This is a genomic window from Variovorax sp. Soil_C_12, from assembly GCF_057657375.1.
On the sequence record NZ_JBDGIO010000005.1, the window covers coordinates 65,100 to 83,254 of the forward strand.

Annotated in this window: 19 protein-coding genes; 17 read left to right on the forward strand and 2 right to left on the reverse strand. The window is 67.3% G+C overall.

Features of this window, described 5'->3' with window-relative positions; genetic code table 11:
* Position 1: 1 nt before the first annotated feature.
* Positions 2–634, forward strand: a complete 633-nt coding sequence (locus tag AC3A6X_RS14965; protein ID WP_487842928.1) for a response regulator — start codon at positions 2–4, stop codon at positions 632–634.
* Positions 635–706: 72 nt separating this feature from the next.
* Here the strand turns inward: AC3A6X_RS14965 and AC3A6X_RS14970 are convergent, their stop codons facing one another.
* Positions 707–1,894 carry a hypothetical protein gene (locus tag AC3A6X_RS14970; RefSeq protein WP_487842929.1) on the reverse strand — a complete coding sequence of 396 codons (1,188 nt, stop codon included), beginning with the start codon at positions 1,892–1,894 and terminating at the stop codon, positions 707–709.
* A 295-nt stretch (positions 1,895–2,189) separates the two neighbouring features.
* Here AC3A6X_RS14970 and AC3A6X_RS14975 point away from each other — a divergent pair, with 295 nt between their 5' ends.
* Both AC3A6X_RS14975 and AC3A6X_RS14980 read left to right on the forward strand, forming a co-directional pair.
* On the forward strand, positions 2,190–4,253 hold the full coding sequence (locus tag AC3A6X_RS14975) for a carbon starvation CstA family protein (RefSeq protein ID WP_487842930.1): 2,064 nt from the start codon (positions 2,190–2,192) through the stop codon (positions 4,251–4,253).
* A complete protein-coding gene (locus AC3A6X_RS14980) occupies positions 4,253–4,465 on the forward strand; it encodes a YbdD/YjiX family protein (RefSeq protein ID WP_106554686.1) in 213 nt (70 codons plus the stop codon). Before AC3A6X_RS14975 ends, AC3A6X_RS14980 begins: the two co-directional genes overlap by 1 nt.
* Before the next feature lie 9 nt (positions 4,466–4,474).
* Here the strand turns inward: AC3A6X_RS14980 and ygfZ are convergent, their stop codons facing one another.
* A complete protein-coding gene (ygfZ, locus tag AC3A6X_RS14985; protein WP_487842931.1) occupies positions 4,475–5,398 on the reverse strand; it encodes a CAF17-like 4Fe-4S cluster assembly/insertion protein YgfZ in 924 nt (307 codons plus the stop codon).
* Positions 5,399–5,481: 83 nt separating this feature from the next.
* On the opposite strand from ygfZ, the gene mltG reads away from it, so the two are divergent.
* From mltG to AC3A6X_RS15055, 14 genes are all read left to right on the forward strand, one after another.
* Positions 5,482–6,507, forward strand: coding sequence for an endolytic transglycosylase MltG (gene mltG, locus AC3A6X_RS14990; RefSeq protein WP_487842932.1), 1,026 nt, complete (start codon positions 5,482–5,484; stop codon positions 6,505–6,507).
* Complete coding sequence (gene tmk, locus AC3A6X_RS14995) at positions 6,504–7,148, forward strand: dTMP kinase (protein ID WP_487842933.1); 645 nt, start codon at positions 6,504–6,506, stop codon at positions 7,146–7,148. The genes mltG and tmk overlap by 4 nt, the downstream gene beginning before the upstream one ends.
* Complete coding sequence (locus AC3A6X_RS15000) at positions 7,145–8,164, forward strand: DNA polymerase III subunit delta' (protein ID WP_487842934.1); 1,020 nt, start codon at positions 7,145–7,147, stop codon at positions 8,162–8,164. The genes tmk and AC3A6X_RS15000 overlap by 4 nt, the downstream gene beginning before the upstream one ends.
* A complete protein-coding gene (locus tag AC3A6X_RS15005; RefSeq protein ID WP_106554690.1) occupies positions 8,161–8,535 on the forward strand; it encodes a PilZ domain-containing protein in 375 nt (124 codons plus the stop codon). Before AC3A6X_RS15000 ends, AC3A6X_RS15005 begins: the two co-directional genes overlap by 4 nt.
* A 64-nt stretch (positions 8,536–8,599) precedes the next feature.
* Positions 8,600–9,406 carry a TatD family hydrolase gene (locus tag AC3A6X_RS15010; protein WP_487842935.1) on the forward strand — a complete coding sequence of 269 codons (807 nt, stop codon included), beginning with the start codon at positions 8,600–8,602 and terminating at the stop codon, positions 9,404–9,406.
* Positions 9,403–10,068, forward strand: coding sequence for an ankyrin repeat domain-containing protein (locus AC3A6X_RS15015; RefSeq protein ID WP_487842936.1), 666 nt, complete (start codon positions 9,403–9,405; stop codon positions 10,066–10,068). The genes AC3A6X_RS15010 and AC3A6X_RS15015 overlap by 4 nt, the downstream gene beginning before the upstream one ends.
* A 175-nt stretch (positions 10,069–10,243) precedes the next feature.
* Positions 10,244–10,507, forward strand: a complete 264-nt coding sequence (locus tag AC3A6X_RS15020; RefSeq protein WP_487843292.1) for a Crp/Fnr family transcriptional regulator — start codon at positions 10,244–10,246, stop codon at positions 10,505–10,507.
* A 186-nt stretch (positions 10,508–10,693) separates the two neighbouring features.
* On the forward strand, positions 10,694–10,945 hold the full coding sequence (locus AC3A6X_RS15025; RefSeq protein WP_487842937.1) for a hypothetical protein: 252 nt from the start codon (positions 10,694–10,696) through the stop codon (positions 10,943–10,945).
* On the forward strand, positions 10,926–11,111 hold the full coding sequence (locus AC3A6X_RS15030) for a hypothetical protein (RefSeq protein WP_487842938.1): 186 nt from the start codon (positions 10,926–10,928) through the stop codon (positions 11,109–11,111). Before AC3A6X_RS15025 ends, AC3A6X_RS15030 begins: the two co-directional genes overlap by 20 nt.
* Positions 11,112–11,268: 157 nt before the next feature.
* The gene (locus AC3A6X_RS15035) at positions 11,269–12,036 is read left to right on the forward strand and encodes a class II aldolase/adducin family protein (protein WP_487842939.1); all 768 of its coding nucleotides are present in this window, start codon (positions 11,269–11,271) and stop codon (positions 12,034–12,036) included.
* A gap of 138 nt (positions 12,037–12,174) precedes the next feature.
* Positions 12,175–13,461, forward strand: a complete 1,287-nt coding sequence (locus tag AC3A6X_RS15040) for an ATP citrate lyase citrate-binding domain-containing protein (RefSeq protein ID WP_487842940.1) — start codon at positions 12,175–12,177, stop codon at positions 13,459–13,461.
* Between the two features lie 16 nt (positions 13,462–13,477).
* A complete protein-coding gene (locus AC3A6X_RS15045; RefSeq protein WP_487842941.1) occupies positions 13,478–16,201 on the forward strand; it encodes a CoA-binding protein in 2,724 nt (907 codons plus the stop codon).
* Between the two features lie 114 nt (positions 16,202–16,315).
* A complete protein-coding gene (gene tcuC / locus AC3A6X_RS15050) occupies positions 16,316–17,623 on the forward strand; it encodes a tricarballylate/proton symporter TcuC (RefSeq protein ID WP_487842942.1) in 1,308 nt (435 codons plus the stop codon).
* A gap of 65 nt (positions 17,624–17,688) precedes the next feature.
* A complete protein-coding gene (locus tag AC3A6X_RS15055; RefSeq protein ID WP_487842943.1) occupies positions 17,689–18,072 on the forward strand; it encodes an FHA domain-containing protein in 384 nt (127 codons plus the stop codon).
* Positions 18,073–18,155 lie beyond the last annotated feature (83 nt).

Consider the following 18,155-nt stretch of genomic DNA (forward strand, 5'->3'; position numbering starts at 1 on the left):
GATGACGCAGCCGATCCGCCTGTTCCTGGTCGACGACCATCCGCTGGTGCGCGACGGGCTGCATGCGCGCCTCGACCCCTTGCCGGGCATCGAGATCGTGGGCGAGGCCGGCAGCGCTGGCGAAGCGCTGGAGGCGATCGAGCGGCTGCAGCCGCAGCTGGTGCTGGCCGATGTGGGCATGAAGGACATGAACGGCATCGAGCTGGCCGCGCGGCTGCAGACGCTAGCGCCCGCGGTGCGCGTGGTGATGCTCAGCATGTACGACAACCCCGAGTACGTGCAGCAGGCGCTCGCGGCCGGGGCGCGCGGGTACGTGCTCAAGGATGCGCCGGCGGCGGAGATCGTCGCGGCCATCGAGGCGGCGGCGGCGGGCGGGACCTTCCTGAGCCCGGCGGTGTCGCAGCGGCTGTTCCGCAACCAGGCGCCGCGGCCGTTGCTCACGCCGCGGGAGAGCGAGATTCTCTCGGCGTTGGGGCGGGGGGAATCGAGCAAGCAGATCGCGCGGAATCTTGGGCTCAGCGTGCGCACTGTCGAGGCGCATCGGCAGAGCATCAAGCGGCGGCTTGGGATCGAGGGGCAGGCGGAGCTGATCAGGTACGCCGTCGAGCATGCTCGGCAGTTCAGGCAAGGCTGAGCGGATGGGATGGCCATTGCTTGCAAGCCGCATCGGCTGTGCTCCTTTCTCGTCAAGGAATGTGGCATCGCCTCACTTTTCCTTTCGCCGTGCCATGATCCAGACCCTGAGGAAGTCTCGACCGCCCTCGCCGCGATGCGGAAGCGCGGTTCCCTCGTCCAGCTTTTCGCTCATTGCTCGACGGAGTTCCTTGTCGCGCGGCACTGTCATTACGGCCGTGTAATTCAAGTGAAGAATGTTGACCCGGGCTGCTCCGTCGAAGGGATCTTTCGTGACTGCGACATCTTTCAGCGCCTCAATGAACATAGTCGCCTCAAACTCACTCAGCTTGGTCTCGAAGACTTTTTTCAGTTCAGCAGGATCAATCCAGGGATCGGAGGGTGGCAGCTCTCGCAGTTGCGTCACCAACTCATGGACGCTTTGCGCAACGGCACTTGGGGTAGCTTGCGACCCGCCTTCCTGGAGGGCACGATAGGCGGCCAGATCAGACACGCCAAAACAGCGTCTTAATGCAGTGCCCATCGAGGTGATGACCGACTGCACTTCAAATGCACCGCGATGGTGGACGAACGGCGTTGAGTGAACCATCAACTCGTCGCAGGCCGCAACAAAGCCCCAGGGCTCGATCGTCGGTGCATACGCCGTGTGGTCCGGTGGCTCCTTGAGTACATCCTCTACCTCGTCGACGAACACTGAAGGCAACTGCTGCCTCATGAACGTCAGGTGCTCGTGCGGAATCTCCGGCCTCAGGATGTATTCGAAACCCTCGATCGGTTGGTCATTGCAGTACAAGAGCATGAGGAACATGTTCTCCCCTTGCGTGTCCTTGTGAGCTGCGATCTGCGTCGGATTGCGGCTGAAGTAAGGGTCTATGTCGACCAGGATCTCCCAATCGTCATTTATTAAGCTCCTGGCGTGGGCCTTCAGATACTCCACGTAGCCACATTTCGACATGGCTTGCCAGACGGCGACTTGCACATCCTCGAAATGAGCTTTGAACACTTCGATCGTTTTCGGCAAGGCCTCGGCTATGAGAGGGTGGAGCACGAACGCTTCATAGGGCGGAGTCTCAAGCTTCGATAGCCCGAGCTCGCCGTCATGCAAAACCACCTTGAAACCTCCGAGGTGGAAGTCGCTGCCTGTAGCCAAGTCGCGCGCCGCGCCAGCGGCTTCACGCACTTTGCCCATGAAACGCCGGAGTCTTGCCTTCGCGTCTTCATCCAGTGTGCCCAAGAACGGGCGATAGACCGAACGAAGCATGTTGCCTGCCGGGACGGCATGCACATCAAGCTTTACAGAGTCTGTAGCGCGACTGCGCGATAGATCACGAGAGGGGAGGTGTTTGATCGTATTGGAGTACATGGTGTCAGATGAGTGACGCAAACGCCGGGCAGGTTCCCCGCGCGCCATCGGTGTCATCCGCGGCATCCAGCGGGGGGAGGGGCGAGGGTTATCCCTTAGGCAACACCACGCGTCCCGCCCGCGCGGTGCGACGGATGCCGACCCGCCGCCGAATCGGGACACTCGCCGGGTTCACAACGTCTGGAGACATCGCATGCACAGCATCCGCCGCCACCTGGTGTGGCTTGTCGTGGCCGTGGTCGGCGCCTTTTCGCTGGGCACCGTGGCCCTGGCGCGAGGCGAGGCCATCAGCGCCTTGTGGGTCGTGGCCGCGGCCCTCTGCACCTACCTGATCGCCTACCGCTACTACAGCCTCTTCATCGCCGACCGCGTGCTCCGCCTGGACGGCAAGCGCATGACGCCCGCGCACCGCCACAACGACGGGCTGGACTACGTGCCCACCGACAAGAACGTGCTCTTCGGCCACCACTTCGCGGCCATCGCCGGGGCCGGTCCGCTGGTCGGCCCGGTGCTCGCGGCGCAGATGGGCTACCTGCCGGGCCTGCTGTGGATCCTGGCCGGCGTGGTCTTCGCCGGCGCGGTGCAGGACTTCATCGTGCTCTTCATCTCGACGCGGCGCGACGGCCGCTCGCTGGGCGACCTGATCAAGCAGGAGATGGGCACCGTGCCGGGGCTGATCGCGCTGTTCGGCACCTTCATGATCATGATCATCATCCTGGCGGTGCTGGCGCTGATCGTGGTGAAGGCGCTGGCCGAATCGCCCTGGGGCACCTTCACGGTGGCGGCGACCATTCCGGTCGCGGTGTTCATGGGCGTGTACCTGCGCTACATCCGGCCGGGGCGCATCGGCGAAATCTCTGTGATCGGCTTCGTGCTGCTGATGCTGGCGATCTTCGGCGGCCAGGCGGTGGCGCAGAGCCCGACCTGGGGGCCGATGTTCACCTTCGACGGCAAGGCCCTGACCTGGATGCTGATCGGCTACGGCTTCATCGCCGCCAGCCTGCCGGTGTGGCTGCTGCTGGCGCCGCGCGATTACCTCTCGACCTTCCTGAAGATCGGCACCATCGTTGCGCTGGCGATCGGCATCGTCTTCGTCGCGCCGACGCTGCAGATGCCGGCGGTGACGCAGTTCGCGCAGGGCAACGGGCCGGTGTGGTCGGGCAGTCTCTTTCCCTTTCTCTTCATCACCATCGCCTGCGGCGCCGTGTCGGGCTTCCATGCGCTGATCTCCTCGGGCACCACGCCCAAGATGCTGGACAACGAGCGCCATGCGCGCTTCATCGGCTACGGCGGCATGCTGGCCGAGTCCTTCGTCGCGGTGATGGCGCTGGTGGCCGCCGCCTGCATCGAGCCGGGCGTGTACTTCGCAATGAACAGCCCGGCCGCGCTGGTCGGCAACACGCCGGCTGCGGTGGCGCAGACCATCTCGAGCTGGGGCTTCGTGGTCACGCCGGAGATGCTGGTGCAGACCGCGAAGGATGTGGGCGAGAGCACGATTCTCGGCCGCGCCGGCGGCGCGCCCACGCTCGCCGTGGGCATGGCGCACATCCTGCACCAGGCCATCGGCGGGCCGGCCATGATGGCCTTCTGGTACCACTTCGCGATTTTGTTCGAGGCGCTGTTCATCCTGACCGCGGTCGATGCCGGCACCCGCGCCGGGCGCTTCATGCTGCAGGATCTGCTCGGGAGCTTCGTGCCGGCGCTGAAGCGCACCGACTCCTTCGTGGCCAACCTGCTCGCCACCTTCCTGTGCGTCGCGGCGTGGGGCTACTTCCTGTATCAGGGCGTGGTCGATCCGCTGGGCGGCATCAACACGCTGTGGCCGCTGTTCGGCATCTCCAACCAGATGCTGGCCGCGGTGGCGCTGATGCTGGGCGTGGTGGTGCTGTTCCGCATGAAGCGCGAGCGCTACGCCTGGGTCGCGATCGCGCCGGCCGCCTGGCTGCTGGTGTGTACGCTGACGGCGGGCTGGCAGAAGATCTTCTCGGCCGATCCGAAGGTCGGCTTCCTGGCGCATGCGTCGAAGTACGCCGAGGCGATCGAGAAGGGCGTGCTGCTCGCGCCGGCCAAGACGCCCGAGGCGATGGCGCGCATCGTCTTCAACGACCGGCTGGATGCGGCGCTGTGCGGGCTCTTCATCTTCGTGGTGCTGAGCGTGCTGTTCTACAGCGTGCGCAGCGCGCTCGCGGCGCGCTCGGCCAACAAGCCGACAGCGCGCGAGACGCCTTTCGAGCCGATGCCGACTCAGGCCGCCTGATGCGCTCCCTGGCCGCCTTGCCCGAGGCCGGGCGCTATCTGACCCGCTCGCTGGCGCAGTCGCTGCGCCTGATGGTGGGGCTGCCGGACTACGACGCCTACCTCAGCCACATGGCGCGCACGCATCCCGACCAGGCACCGATGAGCTACGAGGCCTTCTTCCGCGAGCGCCTGGAAGCGCGCTACGGCAGCGGCAAGGGGCGCTGCTGTTGAGGGCCCAGCTCAGACGTCCTCGAGCAAGGGATAGGGCAGGGGCTCGACGCTGAGTGCGGGCCCCTCGGCGCTGCCGGCGTGCAGGCCGCCGGCATTGAGCGCCGCGATCTGCATGGACACGAGCGCAGCCCATCCGCCACCGGGCGTCGGCGCCGCCTGCGCGACCATGCCGACCGGCTGCTCGGGGTCGTTGGCGGCAAAGACCTCCTGGCCCGCGGCCAAGGGGGCCGGCGCCTGCACCAGGTAGGTCCTGCGCTTGAGGGTGCCGCGGAACTGGCTGCGCGCCACCACCTCCTGGCCGGGGTAGCAGCCCTTCTTGAAACTCACGCCGCCCACCGATTCGTAGTTGAGCATCTGCGGCACGAAGGCGTCGACGATCGGCGCGCTGACGGTCACGATGCCGCTGCGCACCTCGCTCCACTGCCACAGCGCGGGATCGAGCGCCGGGCCTTCCGGCTCGGCACTGCCCGCCGGCGCGATGCGCAGCGCGCGCGGGACGCGGTCCGAGGGATAGAGCGAGACCACGCTGACATCGCCGACCTGGCAGCAGCGCCCGGGCGGTGCGCCGGCATCGACGCCGTTGGCCGTCAGCGCCGTGCCGGTCAGGCCGTGGAGCATGAATTCATCGCTGGCATCGCTGAGCTTGAGCTTGGCGCGCAGCACGTACATCGACAGGCGCTTGAGCGTCGCTGGGAGGATGTCGCGGCCGATCACCAGCAGCACACGCTCGGGCTGCGGCCTGATGCCGATGAAGCTCGCGATCACGCGTCCCTTGGCCGTACACAGCGCGGCCAGGCGCGCTTCGGTGGGGCCGAGGAGGGCGAAGTCCTGGGTCAGCTGGCCATTGAGGAAATCGGCGGCTTCGGGGCCCTCGGCGCGGATCACGCCGAGGGACGAAAGGGCTGTTACGCCATTCAGAACGACTGGGGTCATCGCTGAATTATCATGGCCGGCTCCGTTCCGTTCGGCCCGCAGGGCTACCGCGTTTTCTTCTTCTGCCCGCCTCATTCGCATCCGTGCGCCGCTTTCTTCTCACGCTCTTCCTGCTCGTCGCCTTCGTCGGACTCGGCGCGGGCGCGGCCGGGCTCTGGTGGGTGCAGCAGCCGCTGAAGCTGCCGGCGCCCACGGTGGACCTTTCGGTCGAGCCGGGCACCACGCCGCGTGGCGTCGCGCAGGCGGTGGCCGAGGCCGGCGTGGACGTGCCGTGGCAGTTGCTCTATGGCTGGTTCCGCTTCTCGGGGCAGGACCGGCAGATCCGCGCCGGCAGCTACGAGCTGGAGCGCGGCGTCACGCCGCGCCTGCTGCTCAACATGCTGGTGCGCGGGGAGGAGGCCACGCGCAGCATCGTGCTGGTGGAGGGCTGGAGCTTCCGCCAGATCCGCGCCGCGCTGGCCAAGGCCGAGCAACTGAAGCCCGAGACCGTGGGCCAGAGCGACCAGGAACTGATGGTCCGGCTCGGCAAGCCCGGCGTGCATCCCGAGGGCCGCTTCTTCCCCGACACCTACACTTACTCGAAGAACTCCACGGACCTCGCCCTGCTGCAGCGGGCAATGCGGGCCATGGACAAGAAGCTGGAAGCGGCCTGGGCCGCGCGCGCCTCGGACCTGCCGCTCAAGACGGCCGACGAGGCGCTGATCCTGGCCAGCATCGTCGAGAAGGAGACAGGCGCGGCCAAGGACCGGGCCGAGATCGCGGCCGTGTTCGTCAACCGGCTGCGCGCCGGCATGCCGCTGCAGACCGATCCGACCGTGATCTACGGCATGGGCACGCGCTTCGACGGCAATCTGCGCAAGAAGGACCTGCAGGCCGACACGCCCTGGAACACCTACCTGCGGCCGGGCCTGCCGCCGACGCCGATCGCCATGCCGGGCAAGGCCGCGCTGCTGGCGGCGGTGCAGCCGGCGCAGAGCAAGTCGCTGTACTTCGTCTCGCGCGGCGACGGCTCCAGCCATTTCAGCAGTTCGCTCGACGAGCACAACCGCGCGGTGAACCGCTACCAGCGCGGCATCGAGCAGCCTGCACCGCGGAGCGAGCAGCGATGACACAGCAGCAGGGCCTCTTCCTCACACTCGAAGGCATCGACGGCGCCGGCAAGTCCAGCCACATCGATGCGCTGGAGGCGTTGTTCAAGGCGCAGGGCAGGGTGGTCACGCGCACGCGCGAGCCCGGCGGCACGCCGCTGGCCGAGACGCTGCGCACCATGATCCTCACGCGGGCCATGGACCCGCTGACCGAGTCGCTGCTGGTGTTCGCGGCGCGGCGCGACCACATCGTGCAGGTGATCGAGCCCGCGCTCGCGCGCGGCGAGGTGGTGCTGTGCGACCGTTTTACTGATGCCACCTTCGCCTACCAGGGCGCAGGGCGCGGCTTCGACGAGACGGTGCTCTCGACCCTGGAGCAGTGGGTGCAGGGGCGCGACGGCGCACTGCTGCAGCCCGTGCTCACGCTGTGGTTCGATCTGCCGCCCGAAACCGCGGCCGAGCGCCTGGCGGGCGCGCGGCTGCCGGACAAGTTTGAATCGCAGCCGGTGGAGTTCTTCCGTCGCGTCGCTGAAGGCTATGCCGCGCGCGCCGCGGCCGCGCCGCGCTTCGTGCGCATCGACGCGAACCGCTCGCGCGAGCAGGTCTGGGCGCAGGTCGAGGCGGCGCTGGTCCAGCGCGGGCTGGTGGGCGTCAAGCCATGAGTGCGCCGACCCTCTCGCCCTGGCTGCGCAAGCCCCTGGCCGAACTGCTGCGGCAGCGCGGCCATGCCTGGCTGCTCCAGGGCCCGTCGGGCCTGGGCCAGTACGAGCTGGGCCTGGCCCTGGCCGCCGCCTGGCTCTGCGAGCAGCCCGACGAAAAAGGCGGGCAGGGCGCCTGCGGCCACTGCCCGAGCTGCCACGCCATCGCCGTGCGCACCCATGCCGACCTCCGCGTGCTGATGCCCGAGGTCGCGATGCAGGAGTTGGGCTGGCCGCTCGACGAGAAGAGCCAGGCCGACATCGACGACAAGAAGCGCAAGCCCAGCCGCGAAATCCGGGTCGAGGCGATGCGCGATGCGGTCGGATTCGCCCAGCGCACCAGCGGGCGCGGGCGCGGCAAGGCGGTGCTGGTCTATCCGGCCGAGCGCATGAACACCATCACCGCCAACGCCTTGCTCAAGACGCTGGAGGAGCCGGTCGGGGACGTGCGCTTCGTCCTGGCCAGCGAGGCCGCGTGGCAACTGCTGCCCACCATCCGCAGCCGCTGTCTCGGCTTCACCATGCCCTGGCCCGGCGACGACGAGGCGCGCCAATGGCTGGTGGGGCAGGGCGTGCCGGCGGCTGACGCGGCCGCCCTGCTGCGCGCCGCCGGCGGGCGGCCCAGCGATGCGTTGCGGCTCGCAAGCTCGGGCCAGTCGCCCAAGGCCTGGAGCCTGTTTCCGAAGGCCATGCAGCGTGGCGAGGTCGGCGCGCTGGCCGACCATGCGCCGGCCCAGGCCATCGGCGCGCTGCAGAAGCTGTGCCACGACCTCATGGCCGTGGACAGCGGCGCCGCGCCGCGCTTCTTCGAGGCCGCCGACCTGCCGGCGGTCCCGCCGAGGGCGGCGCTGGGCCGCTGGGCCAAGTCGCTCGCCAATGCGGCAAAAACCGCAGAACATCCCTTCAATGCAGGCCTGATGCTCGAAGCGCTTGTGAGCGAAGCGCGAAGCACCCTAAACTCCGCCAGCCGCCGCCCATGAACACAACAGCCTCTCCCACCCCCGCCGCGCCCGCCCGCCCCAGCGTCATCCAGCTGGCGATCAAGGAAAAGGGCGCGCTCTACGCCGCCTACATCCCGCTGTTCGCCGAAGGCGGCATCTTCATCCCGACCTCGCGCGAGTACCGCCTGGGCGACGACGTCTACGTGCTGCTCACGCTGCCCGAGGACCCGCAGCGCTATCCGGTGGCCGGCAAGGTGGCCTGGATCACGCCGGCACGCGCGGCCGGCAACCGGGCGCCGGGCGTCGGCATCCGTTTTCCCTCGGACGAGAAGTCGCGCCAGCTGAAGGCGCGCATTGAAGAAGCGCTCGGCGGCACCCTGGCCTCCGACCGCCCGACCCAGACCATTTGAGTTCCGTCTGCACGACGCCGACCGCAGCCGCTGCGGTCGCGCCGCCGTTTCCCGAAGTTTTGCGATGTTCACCGACTCCCATTGCCACCTGACTTTCCCCGAATTCGCCGGCCAGATGCCGCAGATCCGCGAGGCGATGGCCGCCGCGCAGGTCGATCGGGCGCTCTGCATCTGCACCACGCTGGAGGAATTCGCCGAGGTGCAGGCACTCGCGGCTGGTTTTGACAACTTTTGGGCCAGTGTTGGCGTCCATCCGGACAATGAGGACATCGCCGAGCCCTCGGTGGACGATCTGGTGACGCGCTCGGCCTTGCCCAAGGTGGTGGCAATCGGGGAAACCGGGCTGGACTACTACCAGATGGAAGAACGCAAGGGCGGCCGCAGCATCTCCGACATGGAGTGGCAGCGCGACCGCTTCCGGGTTCACATCCGTGCTGCCCAGAAAGCGCGCAAGCCGCTGATCATTCACACCCGCGACGCCTCGGCCGACACGCTGGCGATCCTGAAGGAGGAGGGCGAGGACGGCTCGGCGGGGGCTGCCGGCGGCGTGTTCCATTGCTTCACCGAGACGGCCGAAGTCGCACGGGCTGCGCTGGACCTGGGTTTCTACATCTCGTTCTCGGGCATCCTGACCTTCAAGAAGGCCGCCGAGCTGCGCGAGGTGGCCACCTTCGTGCCGCTGGACCGCATGCTGATCGAGACCGACAGCCCCTATCTGGCGCCGGTGCCGTACCGGGGCAAGACCAACAATCCGTCCTATGTGCCTTTCGTGGCCAAGCAGATCGCGGAGCTGCGCAAGCTGCCGGTCGAGGCCATCGGCGAGGCGACCAGCCGGAACTTCGAGACCCTGTTCAAGGGAGTGAAGTCATGAAGAATTACTTTAAAAAAGCCATCTATCTGTCTGTATTTGCAGCAACTTTTTCATCGCAGGCCGGCTCGTACGAGGACTTCTTCCGGGCAGTTCGAAGCGACAACGCGAGCAGCATCCAGGCGCTCCTGAACCGCGGCTTCGACCCCAACACCGTGGACGAACAAGGCCAGGCAGGCCTATTGATCGCCATGCGCGAGCCGTCGCCCAAGGTGATCCAGGTGCTGCTGGATTCGCCCAAGACCAACGTCGAGGTGCGCAACGCCAAAGACGAGAGCCCGCTGATGCTGGCCGCGCTGAAGGGCCAGCAGGACCTCGTCACGCGCCTGATCGCGCGGGATGCCGACGTCAACAAGCCGGGGTGGGCGCCGCTGCACTACGCCGCCACCGGCGGGCACGTGGCGATCATGAAGCTGCTGCTGGAGAACTATGCCTTCATCGACGCGCAATCGCCCAACGGCACGACGCCGCTGATGATGGCCGCGATGTACGGATCGGCGGCCGCGGTGCAACTGCTGCTCGATGAGGGCGCTGACACGACGATGAAGAACCAGTTGGGCATGACGGCGTTGGACTTTGCCCAGCGCGCCAAGCGGCCGGATGCGGTGCGGTTGTTGAGCACCGCGGCCCAGGCGAACAAGCGGCCGGGCGACGGCAAGTGGTGAGCGGGCTTGCCTGAGCTGAGCCGCCCCAGCGCCTGCCTCATCGATTCGCAGAACACAATGTGCATTATGTTAAATAAGGTGCGCAGACGCCCGCGCCAAGTCAGCCCTCCGACAACATGCCCTCCACCGGATCCCTCTTCTGCAAACCTCGGCGGCATGCCTTCGCTTCCATGAGATCGGTCCACGGCTCGCGCGCTGGCTGCTCATGAGCCAGGACCGAGCGCATTCCGACAGTTTCCGGATGACCCATGAGTTCCTTGCCCACATGCTGTGCGTGCGGCGTGTCGGCATCACTGCGGCGGCCGGTGCGCTGCAGCAGCATGGCCTGATCGAATACACGCGGGGTGATCTCACGGTGCTCGACTGCACGGGACTCGAAGCGGCGGCATGCGGCTGCTACGCCGCTGACTGCAAGGGCTACGCCGATCTGCTCGAGTAGATGGTGGCCGACGCGTCGGCAATCGAGCTTCTCCCAGGTTCTTTTGACGCTCTGTTCGCCGCCGCACAGAGTTCCCGGCGTTGCCGCGAAATGGTTGGGCTCCCGGCTTCGAGCGGGGAAAAGCCTATGACCACTTCCAATGTTGCAGCCCACGTCCTCGTGCGTGCGTACCTCCACGGGAGGTCGATGGACGAATTCCTGTTTGCCGCAGCCGTATGGATGGTCGACAAGCGGCTGGCAGGCGCAATCATGCCCGCGCTGGATCAAACGCTGCGCGATGACATCGACAGTCAGGCCGGAGAGGTGGTGGCGTTCAAACAGTTCTGGGGAACATCGCCGGACAGCTTTGCGGTGCCGCCACCGCGAAGGGTGATATGGACTCGAGCATCGCAGCACAGCAGCAGCAGCTCGCGCCACCATGAGCATCTATGTCGTTGATGATCACCCCATCATGCGCGACGCCATCGCCATGGTGATGCGCAGGCTGCAGCCCCATCGGAACATGGTGGCGGTGCCCACGCTGATGAAGCAAAGCGGTTCCGATCGCCCTCGAAGCGCGGGTGTCCCCATCCGCAGGCATGGTGGCGACGTTCCAGTGAGTTGAAGAGTGGCCCACAAGTGAGCAGCAAGGGTGAGCGTGGTCCGGCCGCGCCAGAAGGTCAAGGTGGCGATCGGCTTCAAAATGCCGGGACAGGTGTCCGATTCTTGACAGTCGAGCGTCATGCTCGGCTCTACAGTGACGGTATCCAAGGAGACAACCCATGAACACCACCACCTCCTCTGAAATCCAGAAGCTCGTCTCCGCCGAAGAATGGCAGCTGCGCGTGGACCTCGCGGCCTGCTACCGGCTGGTCGCCCTGCATGGCTGGAGCGACCTCGTCTTCACCCACATCAGCGCGCGGGTGCCCGGGCCCGAGCACCATTTCCTGATCAATCCCTACGGGCTGATGTTCGACGAGATCACCGCCTCGAGCCTGATCAAGGTGGACCAGGACTGCAACAAGCTGATCACCTCGCCCTACCCCGTCAACCCCGCCGGCTTCGTGATCCACAGCGCGGTGCATGCGGCGCGGCCGGACATCCAGTGCGTGCTGCACACCCACACGCGCGCCGGCATTGCCGTGAGCGCCCAGAAAAACGGCGTGCTGCCGATCAGCCAGCAGTCGACCTTCGTGCTGGCCTCGCTGGCCTACCACGACTACGAGGGCGTGGCCTTCCGCGACGAGGAGAAGCCGCGCCTGCAGGCCGACATGGGCGAGGCCAACTTCCTCATGCTGCGCAACCACGGCCTCTTGACCGTCGGCAAGACCATCGCGGACGCCTTCCTCTCGATGTACACCTTCGAGAATGCCTGCCAGATCCAGATCGCCGCGCAGGCCGGCGGCGGCGAGCTCACGCATGTCGATCCGCGCATCGTCGAAGGCGTGGGCCACGCGCTGAGGGTGCAGACCGGCGGCTTGGGCGGCGCCTTCGTGTGGCCGGCATTGATCCGCAAGCTCGACCGCGTCGACCCGAGCTACAAGCAGTAAGGGTCTCGCGCCCGCCCCGTACAAACCCTGATCGCACTGACGGCGAATCGACAGCTTCGATTTCTACGATTTCTCCGAGGCCACCCGGCACGCGGGCGACCCACGGCGCAGTTCGCGCACCACCAGGAGACATCGACCATGCAGATCACGGGCATGTTGCACGGCGCACGCCTGCTGCACTTCGTGGGCTTTCCGGCCACCGAGGTGCTGGGCCCCGCGGCCAGCGAAGAGGACATCAAGGCGCTCATCGACAAATACGGGCTCATCTTCATCAAGCCGGTCTTCAAGGGCGGCATCGGCAAGAAGGGCAAGGCCGGACTGCTGGGCCGCGCCAGCGACCTGAAGACCGCGCTGGCCGAGAAGGAGCGCCTCTACTTCGCCGAGCACCAGGTCGGCCACGTCAAGGCCAAGGCCAACGGCGTGACCTTCGAGGCCGGCGTGCCCGCCAAGCACGAGGTCTACTTTTCGATCAGCGACTCCACGCGCTTCCGTGCGCCGACCATGACGCTCACGCACATGGGCGGCATGGACATCGAGGAGCTCGACAAGACGCAGGTCGCCACGGTCCCCTTCGATCCGCTCACCGGCCTCAAGGCCTTCGTGGTGGCCAACGCGCTGACCGAGATCGGCGCGCCCAAGGAAATCATCTCGCCGCTGGTGCAGCAGCTGCCCAAGCTGTGGGAGCTGTTCCACGACTTCGGCATGACCACGCTGGAGCTCAACCCGATCCGCATGCGCGAGGACAAGAAGGGCCGGCTCACGCCGGTGGCCTGCGACTTCAAGTGCGGCTTCGACCGCGACGACCCGCGCTGGCTGCGCCTGGGCCTGCCGCCGCACCTGTTTGCGGCCGACTACTCCGACTTCGAGCAGGAGATCAACACCCTGCGCACCCACCAGGGCCAGAGCGACGTCTACGTGATCAACGACAAGGGCACCGTGCTCGCCCCCACCTTCGGCGGCGGCGCCAATTCGCTGGTGACGGAGATGCTGGGTGACGACGCCATCATCAGCTCCGACTTCGGCGGCAATCCGCCCTACGAGAAGATGAAGGAAGTGGCGCGCATCTGCTTCAAGCACTGGCTCAAGCAGGCCAACGTGCTCTTCATCATCGGCGGCAAGAGCAACAACACCGACATCTTCGAGACCCTGCGCGCCATGGCCGACGCGCTGCGCGAGCACTTCAGCCAGCACGGGCCCACGCCGCTCTATGTGGTGGTGGGCCGCGGCGGGCCGAACCTGGTGCGCGGCATGGGCGCGCTGCGCGACACCTGCGATGCGCTGGGCCTGCCCTATCGCCTCTTCGGCTTCGACTCCGACATGAGCGAGGTGATCCAGTTCGCCCGCAAGATCAACGCGTGGATGAAGGACGGCGGACGCGAGCAGGTCGCCGCGCGCCTCGGCATCCAGGCCCCCGCGGCCGCTTGAAAGGGAGAAAAGAATCATGCAATCCAGCTGGCAGAAGACAGGCGTGGGCGACTTCAAGTACTACGTCGGCATCAGCTCGCTCACGCAGGTCGCCTCGCGCGAGGACCGCGTCTGCGTGCTCAACATCCTGGGCGGTGAATCGAGCGAGGTCACGCCGGTGAGCCACGCCTACTCGGGCGGCAACGTGGTCTTCGGCACCGCGCCCGGCAAGGGCGGCGCGGTGCTGGAGACGCCCATCGGCGACATTCCGGTGTTCAACAACGTGCGCGACGGGCTGGCCGCGGGCCACCGCTTCAACTGCGGCGTGGTGTACCTGCCGCCCTCGGCCGCGCGCGACGGCGTGGCCGAACTGATCCGCGTGAATCCGGAGCTGCGCAAGATCTTCATCATCACCGAGAAGATCGCCGTGCACGACGCGCGCGAGATCCGCGCCATGGGCCAGCAAAACGGCATCGACATCTTCGGCGCCAACGGGCTGGGCGTGGCCGACTCGTGGAACCAGGTGCGCGTCGGCGGCGCCCTGGGCGGCGACAAGCCCGGCGACTCGCTGCGGCCGGGCTCGATCGCGATCTTCTCCAACTCGGGCGGCTTCTCCACCACCATCGCGCAGTACCTGCGCATGGCGGGCTGGGGCACCACCACCGTGATCTCCTCGGGCAAGGACGTCTACATCCACTATGCCGCGCCCGAGTTCGCCTTCGCGCTCGCCAACGATGCGCGCAGCAAGGCCGCGGTGCTGTACTGCGAGCCCGGTGGCTACTACGAGCTCGACGCGAAGTTCAACAAGCCGGTGGTGGCCTGCGTGGTGGGCCGCTGGAAGAGCAAGCTCACGCGCGCGGTCGGCCATGCCGGCGCGATGGCCGGCGGCTCCGACGACGCGCTGGCCAAGGAACGCTGGTTCATGGAGAAGTTCGGCGTCGACGGGATCTTCACGCCCGACAACCCGGTGTTCTCGGCCAAGGGCGCGCTGGTCACCAACATCGCCCATATCCCGGCCGCGCTGACGGCGGTGATGCGCGCCAACGCCACCCTCCCCGACTTCGCGCCCGAGGGCACGCTGGCGCTCAAGCCCTGGTTCGGTTCCGACGAAGGCCTGGACCTGCCGGAAGAGCTGCGCCCGGCGGTGGTACAGGCGCTTGCCCCTTACGGCGAGCAGGTGGCGCTGCTCAACACCCAGATCGGCGGCGTGGTGCCGCGCCAGACGATGAAGGACGCCTCGGGCGCCTCGCAGATGGACGCGAAAACGCAGGTCAGCAGCCTGCACGGCACCAGCATGCTGGATGCGGCCACGCTCTCGCTGGAATCGAACGTCGCATTGGCGCTGCTGCACGATGCCGGCGGCGAGAACGACCGCAAGCTGATCGCACCCGCGGTCGCGGCCCACATCAACCTGCATGGCCGGCCCGAGCTCGCGGCGGCGCAGGCCAGCCGCGAGGCCGGCAACGCGCCCAATTCGGTGCTGGCCGCGGCGGCCGCCATCGTCGGGCCGAAGCGCCAGCAGGCCGCGCGCGAGGCGCTGGGCTTCATGCTCGAGCGCTTCCATGCCGCGGGCCTCGGCAACGAGTTCGGCGCCTCGCTCAGCGACAGCTTCGACATCGCGCAGATCGACACCAAGGGTGCGCCCGCGCTCACGACCGACACGCCCGACGCCCGTGCCCAGGCCCTGCTGGCCGGCGTGCAGGCGCGCGGCGGCCGCTCGGTGTTCCTGCGCTGGCTGCAGAGCCTCCCCGGCCATCCGACCGAGGCGGCGGTGCTGGCCGCGGTCTCGGCCACCCTGGCCTGGGGGCCGCTGTCGCGCAAGCGCATCTCGCTGCTCACGGCGCAGAATTTCCCCTGGTGGCTGCAGCTCTTCGGCACGCTGATCGGTGCCTCGGCCGATGCCGTGCGGCACGCGCCCGAGGGCTTCTGCGGCATTGCGCAAAAGCAGATGCTCGAGAGCGCAAGCCTCGGCGAGATCGCCTTCGCCGCCCTCCTCGGCCGCACGCCGGGCGAGAACGACCTGTTCGCCTTCCAGACCCTGGTCGGCCTGCTGCTGACCAACGGGCCCGGCGCCATCTCGGCCCAGGGCGCCAAGGGCGCGGTCTCGGCAGACGGCCCCGAGCAGCCCGAGCGGGTCCAGCTCAACAAGGCGCTGGTCGGCTTCCTCACGCACACCGGGTATGCGCACGGCGGCAACGGCTATGAGGGCATCGCCTACCTGATCGAGCAGTTCAAGGACAGCGGGCTGGACGATCCGGGCGCCCCGGAGCACGGCGTGGATCTCAAGGCGCTCGCCGCGAAGGCGGTCGACCAGTACGCGCAGTACAAGACCCGCAAGAAGAGCGCAGGCAGCCTGGACATCGCCAAGCTGCCGGGGGTGAACCACCCGGTCTTCAAGGACAAGCCGGTCAACCTCGACCCGCGCGAGGTCTTCATCGCGAAGCTGCGCGAGTCGCGCGGCGACCACAACGTGTTCCACGATTTCTACCGTGCGCTGGTGCAGCAGCTTTTCGATGCCGGCGTCTCGCGCAACGTCTACTGCGTGAACGTCGATGCAGTGATCGCCGCCCTGCTGCTCAAGATGCTGTGGAAGCCGCTGCAGTCCGGCGAGATCGGCGAGCGCGATCTCGAAACGGCCGCGTTCACGATCTTCCTGTACCCGCGCATGCTCGGCTGCGCCGCCGAGATCGACGACCACCTCAACCGCGGCCGCAACATGGACACGCGCACGGTCGCATCGCTCTGCAAATTCGTCGCCTGACCGGGCACGAATTCAGCTGCTGGTCAGGGTGCCGCAAGCACGCCTGAGATAGGGTCTGCGGACCCTGGCCGTTTCCTTTCTCCGCAAAACCTCATACACCACTGGAGATCCCCCATGAGTTCAGCCATCCTGGCCGACGGCGCACCCGCGCCTGCGCCAAGCTCCAAGCTCGGCGCCGTGCTGCGCGTCACGAGCGGCAACTTCCTCGAGCAGTTCGACTTCTTCCTCTTCGGCTTCTACGCGACCTCGATCGCCCACGCCTTCTTCCCCACGAGCAGCGACTTCGCCTCGCTGATGCTGACCTTCGCGGTCTTCGGCGCCGGCTTCCTGATGCGGCCACTGGGCGCCATCGTGCTCGGCGCCTACATCGACGAGGTCGGCCGCCGCAAGGGCCTGATCGTCACGCTCTCGATCATGGCCAGCGGCACGGTGCTGATCGCCTTCGTGCCGGGCTATGCCTCGATCGGCCTGCTCGCGCCCGCGCTGGTGCTGCTCGGCCGGCTGCTGCAGGGCTTCTCCGCCGGCGCCGAGCTGGGCGGCGTCTCGGTCTACCTGTCGGAGATGGCCACGCCCGGCCGCAAGGGCTTCTACACGGCCTGGCAGTCGGCCAGCCAGCAGGTGGCGATCGTGCTGGCCGCTGCGCTGGGCTTCGCGCTCAACGAGCTTTTGAGTCCTGAGGAACTGGGCGCCTGGGGCTGGCGCATCCCCTTCTTCGTCGGCTGCATGATCATTCCCTGCATCTTCCTGCTGCGCCGCTCGCTGCAGGAGACCGAGGCCTTCCGCGCCCGCGCGCACCATCCGACCACGCGCGAAGTGGCGGCGTCGATGCGGCAGAACTGGCGCATCGTGCTGGCGGGCATGCTGCTGGTGGCGATGACCACCGCGACCTTCTACCTGATCACCGTCTACACGCCCACCTTCGGCCGCACCGTGCTGCACCTGAGCGCGAAGGACAGCCTGGTCGTCACGCTGCTGGTGGCCGTCTCCAACTTCATCTGGCTGCCGGTGGGCGGCGCGATCTCCGACCGCATCGGCCGCAAGCCCCTGCTGATCGCCATGACCGTGCTGGCCATCCTCACGGCCTACCCGGCGATGTCGTGGCTGGCCGCGGCGCCCAGCTTCGGCCGCATGCTGGATGTGCTGCTCTGGTTCTCCTTCCTGTTCGGCATGTACAACGGCGCGATGGTGGTCGCGCTCACCGAGGTGATGCCGGTACAGGTGCGCGTGGTCGGTTTCTCGCTGGCCTACAGCCTGGCCACCGCGCTCTTCGGCGGCTTCACGCCGGCCGTATCGACCTGGCTGATCCAGGCCACGGCGGACAAGGCTGCGCCGGCCTACTGGATCAGCATGGCGGCGCTGTGCGGGCTGGTGGCGACGCTGGCGCTGTACCGGCGGCAGACAGTGGCGGCGCGGCCTTCCTGATATCGGCAACGTGTAGGGCTTTTTTCTTACGTACAACGTCTTGCGGGCGGGTTAAAAAATGTGTCATGCCCAGACTCCTGATCGAAGGACCCAACGGACGAGCCGACGTGGTGGCGCTGAAGCTGCCGCGAGCGACGGTGGGGCGTGCGCCATCCAATGACGTCGTCCTCGACGATGCCCGAGTGAGCCGTTTCCACGCCGTCATCGATGCTGCGGGGCCCTTCCTCATCCTCAAGGACCTTTGGAGCAGGAACGGCCTGTACCACAACGGCCGAAAAGTCCATGCCAGGGCCCTGGCCAGCGGCGATACCTTCACGATCGGCGAATGCAACGCCCGCCTCATCGCCGAGGAGGACTATGTCGAAGTGGTGGTCGAGTCGCTGCCCGCCCCTGCGGACCTGCGGGCAGACTTGATCGCAACGACCGGGCAAGGCTTGCTGACGCCTTGATCCGGCGCGCCTGTCGACCGTGCAGGGCGACCCTTGCGATCGGCCGGCCTCCGGCGCAAACTGCCTGCTCGGCCTGGGCCGGT